Annotated in this window: 8 protein-coding genes; 2 read left to right on the top strand and 6 right to left on the bottom strand. The window is 71.2% G+C overall.

Annotated elements, in window-relative coordinates; all coding sequences use genetic code 11:
- A complete protein-coding gene (locus tag AB0E85_RS39435) occupies positions 1–1,323 on the bottom strand; it encodes a glycosyl hydrolase (protein ID WP_361937581.1) in 1,323 nt (440 codons plus the stop codon).
- Positions 1,324–1,477: 154 nt separating this feature from the next.
- Here AB0E85_RS39435 and AB0E85_RS39430 point away from each other — a divergent pair, with 154 nt between their 5' ends.
- Positions 1,478–1,687: a hypothetical protein gene (locus tag AB0E85_RS39430; RefSeq protein ID WP_159029575.1), complete on the top strand. Its 210-nt coding sequence runs from the start codon at positions 1,478–1,480 to the stop codon at positions 1,685–1,687.
- A gap of 49 nt (positions 1,688–1,736) precedes the next feature.
- On the opposite strand, the gene AB0E85_RS39425 is transcribed toward AB0E85_RS39430, so the two are convergent.
- From AB0E85_RS39425 to AB0E85_RS39415, 3 genes are all read right to left on the bottom strand, one after another.
- Positions 1,737–2,567 (bottom strand): chaplin, encoded by an 831-nt coding sequence (locus AB0E85_RS39425; protein WP_361937580.1) that lies wholly within the window; start codon positions 2,565–2,567, stop codon positions 1,737–1,739.
- A 106-nt stretch (positions 2,568–2,673) separates the two neighbouring features.
- Entirely contained in the window at positions 2,674–2,901 is a 228-nt protein-coding gene (locus AB0E85_RS39420; protein ID WP_361937582.1) for a chaplin, read from the bottom strand.
- A 189-nt stretch (positions 2,902–3,090) separates the two neighbouring features.
- Positions 3,091–3,486, bottom strand: a complete 396-nt coding sequence (locus AB0E85_RS39415; protein WP_107455060.1) for a rodlin — start codon at positions 3,484–3,486, stop codon at positions 3,091–3,093.
- Positions 3,487–3,730: 244 nt separating this feature from the next.
- Here AB0E85_RS39415 and AB0E85_RS39410 point away from each other — a divergent pair, with 244 nt between their 5' ends.
- Positions 3,731–4,126: a rodlin gene (locus AB0E85_RS39410; protein WP_062926939.1), complete on the top strand. Its 396-nt coding sequence runs from the start codon at positions 3,731–3,733 to the stop codon at positions 4,124–4,126.
- Between the two features lie 76 nt (positions 4,127–4,202).
- On the opposite strand, the gene AB0E85_RS39405 is transcribed toward AB0E85_RS39410, so the two are convergent.
- Positions 4,203–6,128: an AMP-dependent synthetase/ligase gene (locus tag AB0E85_RS39405; RefSeq protein ID WP_361937579.1), complete on the bottom strand. Its 1,926-nt coding sequence runs from the start codon at positions 6,126–6,128 to the stop codon at positions 4,203–4,205.
- A gap of 97 nt (positions 6,129–6,225) precedes the next feature.
- A complete protein-coding gene (locus AB0E85_RS39400; RefSeq protein WP_361937578.1) occupies positions 6,226–7,731 on the bottom strand; it encodes a von Willebrand factor type A domain-containing protein in 1,506 nt (501 codons plus the stop codon).
- Between the last annotated feature and the right edge of the window lie 148 nt (positions 7,732–7,879).

The raw sequence follows: 7,879 nt of genomic DNA, 5'->3' as shown, positions 1-7,879 counted from the left end.
CTACGGGCGCGACCACCAGTCGAGCCGCAGGCACAGCTTGCCGCCGATCCAGTACTCGACCCAGTCGCCGAGGCTGAGCGGCGAGCAGTTCGCCGGGCGCTCCGGGGTGGGGGCCGGGGTCTGGGCGGGGGTGGACGGAGCCGGAGGGGTGGGGGCGGCCGGTGTCGTGGGCACGGGGGTCGTGGGGGCCGGTGTCGTGGGGGCCGGGTCCGGCCGGTCGTCGCGACCGAAGAGGAAGGACCGGTAGATCTCGGAGGCCCGGGGGTTGTCGTCGCACTGCCAGACGCCGTGCGGGCAGTAGTCCGTGAGTGTCTGGTACAGCGGTTTGTGCTCGTCCATCCACGCGAGCATGCGCTTCATGTACTCGGGGTTGTCGCCGTTGCGGAAGAGGCCCCACTCCGGGAAGGAGATGGCCTTGCCGCGGGCTTTGGCGAACTCGACGTGGTGCTGTAGCCCGTAGGGTTCCTTCACCTGTTCGTCGAACGACATGCCGCGCGGCTGGTCGTACGCGTCCATCCCGATGATGTCGACGGTCTCGTCCCCGGGGTAGCACTGCGTCCACGGCACGGCGTCCCGGCCGCGGCTCGGGGTGAAGTCGAACCGGAACTTCTGGCCCGGCACCGAGCGCATGGTGGTGACGATCCGGTTCCAGTACTGCTTCCAGGCCTCCGGGTCCGGCCCGCAACGGTGGGTGTAGGTGATGCCGTTCATCTCCCAGCCGAGCACCAGGACCGTGTCCGGCACCCCGAGCTCGACCAGCCGCTCGGCGAGCTTGCGGAAGTGGTGGTCGAACCGGCCCTCGGCGCCCTGGCGCAGGAGCCGGCGCACCTCCCGGTCCGGCACGCCCTCCTCGTTGCGCTCCATCATGGGCACGTTGAGGACGAGCAGCCGGTCGGCCCGCTCGCGACGCCAGTTCGCCCACACGTCGAGGAAGCCGGGGAGCCCCTCGATGTTGCTCCAGCGGTCCCCCGGCAGGTAGGTGTGGCCGACGCGCAGTTCGGCACCGCCGAGCCAGGTGCTGAGCTGGGCCATCCGGGCCACGCCACGGGGCCCGTAGTCGAGGTAGGCGCCGAAGGCCGGGGCGTGCGCGGCAGGAGCGGCGGACGCGGTCGACGTGGGGGAAGCCGAGGGGGCGGGCGTTGCAGCCGGGGCGGCGGGCGCCGCCGGTGCGGTGGCGGGGACCGGTGCCGGCGGCTCGGCCGGCCGCTCCGGTCCGGCGCCCGCGGCGACCGTGTGACCGGACGTCAGCGCCGCCGCCGCGGCGACCGCCGCCGCGACGAATACCAGCCGCCGGGACCGTGCGCGTCGCTGCTGTGTGGCCATGGGCCGCCCCTCTCGCGTTCTCCTCCACTTACTGACACCCAGTCATATGAGAGGAGTGCGCGCCACCGGCGCTGAGGCTTTCGAGTGGGGCGGTTCACCCGGCCGGCCCGGCAGAAGTACGCGGTTTCTATTATGGAATGTCTATTTTGTTCCTATGACTCACATGAAGCGCACCGCCACGGTGCTTTCCAGCCTGGCCCTGAGCGTCGCCGTCCTCGGCGGCACCGCTGCCGCGTCGGACGCGGACCTCCTCTCTGAGGCCGGCGACCAGTCCACCTCCCGGGAGTGCAACGAGCACGACAGCCTGGGACTGACTCTGCTGGGCATCCCGTTGCTCGGCTTCTTCTTCCCGGACCAGTGCTGATCCCACTGGCTGCACGGGTGCCGGGCGCTTGCGTCCGGCACCCGCTGTTTCAGCGGTGGGACGCGGCCCGGCCTCGCCGGTACAGCACGACGCCGCTCACGATCAGCGCGGCACTGGTGGCCGCGGCCCCGAACAGGGCCTCGGCGCCCGTCTCGGGGAGACTGGGCGGCTGCTCCTGACCGCCGGGGGGCGGCGGGGTGTGGTGGTCGCCCGGGGGCGTACCCGGAGGTGTCGACTCGTGGCCGCCCGGCGGGGGTGTGTGCGGGGGCTCGGTCGGCGGCGGGGTGTGCGGGGGTTTCGTCGGGGGCGTGTGCGGAGGCTTCGTCGGAGGGGTGTCGCCGTAGCCGTAGCCACCGTCGCCGTCCCCGTAGCCGTAGCCGCCGTCGTCCCCGTAGCCGTCGTCGCCGTGGGACCGGTCCTCGTCTTCACCGCGGGACCTGTCCTCGCCGTCGTCGTGAGGCCGGTCCTCACCGTCACCGCCGGGCCGGCCCTCGCCGTCTCCGGGAGACCAGCGCTCGCCGTCTCCGGTCGACCAGCGCTCGCCGCCTCCGGGGAACGTGTCGCTTCCGCCGCCGTGTCCGGAGGCGTCGTGGCGGTCGCGCCCGTGGCCGCGGTCGCCGTGACCACCGCGGGTGTCCGCCTCGTCGGCGCAGGAGTTGCCGAAGGCCGGGTTGAGCGCGGCGGCCACGTCGACGGTGTTGCCGCAGGCGTTCACCGGTACGTCGACCGGCGCCTGGACGGTGTTGCCGGACGCGGCGCCCGGTGAGCCCTTGGTGACTCCGTCGGCCGACGAGTCGGCGAGAGCCGCCCCGCCGCACAGGGTCAGGATGCCTGTCGCAGCCGCTGCCGCGACCATTCCCCTGCTCAGGGTCTGTCGCAATCTCGTTGTCTTCCTGCTCGTAGAAGTGGGAAAGCCGGCCCCGGAACGAACGGTGTTCTCCCGGGGCCGGCCAGGGCGCAGCCGATGCTGCGCGCGCGTTACCGCGTCAGTCGTTCTCGCACTCGTTGCCGAACGCCGGGTTCAGGGCGGCGATCACGTCGATGGTGTTGCCGCACACGTTGATCGGGATGTTGATGGGAATCTGGATTACATTGCCGGAGATGACGCCGGGGGAACCGACGGCGGCACCCTGGGCGCCCGAGTCGGCGACGGCCGGACCGGCCACACCCAGAGCCATGATCGCGCCCGCGACGACAGCAGCGCTCTTCTTCATGAACTTTCCCTTCTCTGCGGTCATGCCCACCATGACCTGCAGCCTGCAAACGAGGAATTGACAGCCGAAGAAACTGAACAACGTAAGGGGTGGGGTAATTCACTCGATTGCCCCACGAAAAGTGGACAGATACGGCCGGGCGGCCCGCCGTATTGCACGGCGGGCCGCCCGGGCTGCGTACGGTACGGCTCAGTCGCCGTTCGCCGAGAGAACCGACAGGTCCTCCAGGATGTGGTTGAGGGCACCGTCCCGCTTGCTGTTCGTGGAGTTGTCCGCGCACTGCTGCTGGACGTGGTCCGACAGGACCGGGATGTCCTGGACCACCACGCCGATGAGGGCGGCGACACCGACGTCGAGGTCCTGAACGGCGAGACAGGGCTTGTTGAGCGTGCCGTCGACCAGCGAGAGCTGGGGGCTCATGTCGCCCTTGGTCGCCGAGTTGCCGAACGACGACGAGGCGCCGTTGCCGTTGGCGACGGACGGTCCGGAGTCGTCCCCGACGGCAAGAGCCTGGGGAGCTGCCGCCACCGACATTCCGATGACTGAGGCGGCGGCCGCCGCGGCGACCATTGCCTTCTTGAGCACTTCGCGTTCCTTTCCTCGTAGCGACGCATGTCCTACGGCCTCATCAACACGGCTCCGGATGATTGGTTGCGGGTGTTCACCCGGTTGGCCCGCAGAGCCCGAAAGCCCTGATAATCACCGGGAACGAAGAACACACAAACTGTCCTGGCATGGGCTGACAGAGTGATGAGGAGAAACCATGCACCGCCCGGGCAGTTGACCAGAACGCTCCGGAGGACGGGGTTTCCTCAGAAAGGACTGGTCAGTGATCAAGAAGGTTATTGCCACTGCGGCGATCGCCGCTTCCGTCATGGGAGCCTCCGCCGCCGCGGCCCCGCAGGCGCTCGCTGTCGGCGACGACAGCGGCCCGACGGCCGTGAACGGCAACGGGGCGATGCAGAGCTTCGGCAACTCGTCCACGTACGGCAACATGAGCCCGCAGATGGCGCTGATCCAGGGCTCGTTCAACAAGCCGTGCATCGCCGTCAACGACCTGCCCATCGGCGTCGGCGCGCTCATCGGTATCCCGATCCAGGACATCCCGATCCTGTCGGACCACCAGCAGCAGCAGTGTGCCGAGAACTCCACCAACGCCAAGCGCGACGGTGCGCTGGCGCACCTGCTGGAGGACGTGTCGATCCTGTCGGCGAACGGCGACTGACGCACCGGCGCCGGACGAGGGCGGGCCGTCGAGCGGTTGCTCGGCGGCCCGCCCTCGTGGTGTTCCGCCGGGCTGTTCAGCGCTTGTTCGCGTACAGCGCCTCGATGGCGTCCGCGTACGCCGCTGTCGCCGCCTGGCGTTTGACCTTCAGGGACGGGGTCAGCAGCCCGTTCTCCTCGGTGAATTCGCCCTCGACGAGGGTGAAGGCGCGGATCGACTCGGCGCGCGAGACGGCCTCGTTGGCGTGGTCGACCGCCTTCTGCACGTCGGCGCGCAGGCGTTCGTCGTGGACCAGCTCGGACAGCGGGGTTTCGGCGGGGAGTTTGCGGACCGCCAGCCAGTGGGCGAGGGCTTCCGGGTCGAGGGTGATCAGAGCGGCGACGTAGGGGCGGTTGTCGCCGACGACGAGGCACTGGCCGACGGGCGGTCGGCTGCGCAGGCGGTCCTCCAGGACGGCCGGGGAGACGTTCTTGCCGCCGGTCGTGACGAGGATGTCCTTCTTGCGGCCGGTGATGGTGAGGTAGCCGTCCTCGTCGAGGGAGCCGAGGTCGCCGGTGGCGAACCAGCCGTCGTCCAGGACCTCCCCGGTCGCGGCCGGGTTGTTCCAGTAGGCGCCGAAGACGATGCCGCCCTTGATGAGGACCTCGCCGTCGTCGGCGATCCGGACGGCGGTGCCGGGGACCGGCAGGCCGACCGTGCCGGGGCGGGGGTCCAGGGGCGGGACGATGGTGGCGGCGGCGGTGGTCTCGGTGAGGCCGTAACCCTCGTAGATCAGGATGCCGGCCGCGTAGAAGAAGAGGTTCAGGTCGCGGTCGAGGGGGCTGCCGCCGCTGATGGCGTAGCGCACCCGGCCGCCGAGTTCCTTGCGGATGCGGCGGTAGACCAGCAGGTCGTACAGGGCCCACGCGGCGCGCAGGCCGGGGCCGGGTCCGGGGCCCTTGCCCAGGAACCGGTTCATGTGGGCCCGGCCGAAGCGGACGGCGATGCGGTGGGCGCGGTCGAAGGAGGCACCGCGGCCGAGCTTCTCTGCGGTGGCGCGGCCGGTGTCGTGGATCTTCTCGAAGAGGTAGGGGACGCCGACCAGGAAGGTCGGGCGGAACGCCCTGAGGGCCGGGCGGAGTTCGTCGGGCTTGATGCTCGGGCAGTGGCCGATCTCGATGCGGCCCATCAGACAGGCGATCTGGAGGGTGCGGCCGAGGATGTGCGCGAGCGGCAGGAAGAGGAGCGTCGAGGCGGTCTCGCCGGTGACCTCCTTGAACAGCGGGTGCAGCAGTTCGACGGTGTTGGCGGCCTCGGCGTGCAGGTTGGCGTGGGTGAGGACGCAGCCCTTGGGGCGGCCGGTGGTGCCGGAGGTGTAGCAGAGGGTCGCGGTGGTGTCGGGGGTCAGGGCGGTGCGGCGCTTGGTGACCTCCTCGTCGGGGACGTCCCGGCCGAGGGCGGTGAGGTCGTCGAGGGCGCCGCCGTCCAGCTGCCAGACGCGCGGGGGCCCGTCGTGGGCGGCCGTGCCGGTGAGGACGGTGTCGGCGTTCGCGGCGGTCTCGGTGACCACGTGGCGGGCGCCCGAGTCACGGACGATCCACTCCACCTGGTCGGCGGAGGAGGTGGCGTAGACGGGGACGGTCTGGCCGCCCGCCGACCAGATCGCGAAGTCCAGGACCGTCCACTCGTAGCGGGTGCGGGACATGACGGCGACGCGGCCGCCCGGTTCGAGGCCGGCCGCGATCAGGCCCTTGGCCACGGCGGTGACCTCGCGGGCGAAGGCCGCCGCCGTGACGGGCTGCCAGCCGCCGGGCCCCTCGCGGCGCAGGACCACGGCGTCGGGGGCCTCGGCCGCGTTGGTGAAGGGGAGGTCGGCGATGCTGCCGGTCGTGGGGCGGGGCGCGAGGGGAGCCGTGCGGGCCTCGCGGACGGTGCCGCGCTCGTCCCTGACGGTCTCGGCCTTCGTGCGGACCGAAAGACCGGTGCGGTGTTTCGCCCGTTGCAGATCCTTGCGTACGCCCATGACGGCTCCCGGTCGCGGATGAGGCTGACGTGCTGCCGTACCTACTTACTCCGGAGTCAACTTACCCATAAGTAAGCCTGGGTCAATGGGTGGGGGGTCACATCATGCGGTTCGCGGTGTCGATCGCCTCGGCGAGCCCGCGGATCTCCTCGCTCTCGGTGCGGTCGGCCAAGTCGTCGGCGTGGTCGGCGAGTTCGTCCAGTCGCGGGGCGTCGGGCAGGTCGTGGACGCCGTGGCCGAGGGCGTCGGCGAAGTAAGCGGCCGTGGCGGCGGTCCGCAGGCCGCGGCTCGCGCTCCAGACGGAGTCGTCGAGGGCGTCGGCCTCCAGGTCGCCGGTCTCCTCGTGCGGGTCGCGGGTCTCGGGGTCGAGCCAGCGGACGGTGGCGGTGGCGAGGTGGCCCCGGGCGCCGGGCGCGGTGCGCACGGCGTACAGGGCGGTGACGGTGTGACCGGGGCCGACCTCGCCGCCGTCGACCCGGTCGTCGCGGAAGTCCTCGTCGGCGACGCGGCGGTTGTCGTAGCCGATGAGGCGGAACTCCTCGACCGTCTCGGGGTCGAAGGCGACCTGCGCCTTGGCGTCGCGGGCGGTGAGGTCGACGTTGCGCGGGAGTTGCTCGGAGAAGACCTTGCGGGCCTCGTCCTCGTCGGACACGTAGACGGTGTGGCCGTCGCCCTTGTCGGCGAGCCGCTCCATGAGGGCGTCACCGTAGTCGCTGCCGACGCCGACGCCGAAGAGGGTGATGCCGTGCTCGCGGCGCTCGCCGGAGATGCGCTCCAGGATGCTGTCCGCGTCGGTGTCGCCGGTGTTGGCGAGGGCGTCCGAGATGAGGACGACCCGGTTGGTGGCGCCCTCGCGCAGGCCCTCGACGGCCGTCTCGTAGCCGGTCTCGACGCCGGCGCCGAGGTTGGTGGAGTCCTGGGTGTCCAGGTCGGAGACGGCGTCCTGGATCTCGTCGCGGTTGCCGTCGAGACGGGTCATGGGCAGGACGGTCTCGGCCTCGTCGCTGAAGGTGACGAGCGCGACGGAGTCGTCGTCGCGCAGCCGGTCCGTCATCACCGAGAGGGACTCCTTGGCGAGGTCCAGACGACCCGGTTCGTCCATGGAGCCCGAGACGTCGATGACGAAGGTCAGGGCCGCGGGCGGGCGTTCGCCGCCGCGTTCCGCGGTGCGGGTTGCGAGGCCGACGCGGACCAGGGACCAGTCCTCGTCGTCGGTGCGGGCGCCGTCGACGGTGACCGAGAAGCCGTCGCCGTCGGGGCGTTCGTAGTCCTGGCGGAAGCTGTTGACGAACTCCTCGGGGCGGACCGTCGACGGGTCGGGGAGCCGGCCGTCGGCGAGGGCGCGGCGGGCGTAGTCGTAGGAGGCGGTGTCGACGTCCAGGGCGAAGGTGGAGAGGTGGCCGGGGTCCTCGCGGAAGTCGTCCCGCTCGCTCGTCGCGTCCTCGTCGCCGTGGGCGGGTGCGGGTTCGCCCGCGCCGTACTCGGGGCGGTCGGCGGCCTTGCTGCCCTCGCCGGCGTCGCCGCCCCCGCTGCACGCGGTGAGCAGCAGCCCGCTCGCGGCCGTGAGTGCGAGCAGTGCTTTTCGTGTCCGGAACCGCTCCATCGTCCCTGCCCCCTGCATCCGTTGGCGTCGGCTTCTTGCGACTGTGACGGCGCGGGGGGCCCGAACGTGCGGTACGGGGCGTTGCGGAAGGGTCTCGAAGCGGCCACGGGGAGCGGCCGTCGAGACCGGTGGGTGATCCTCCGTTGAC

Origin of the sequence: Streptomyces sp. NPDC029044 (assembly GCF_040637495.1) — a bacterium.
Classification (GTDB): domain Bacteria; phylum Actinomycetota; class Actinomycetes; order Streptomycetales; family Streptomycetaceae; genus Streptomyces.
This window is presented reverse-complemented; position numbering and strand designations above follow the sequence as displayed.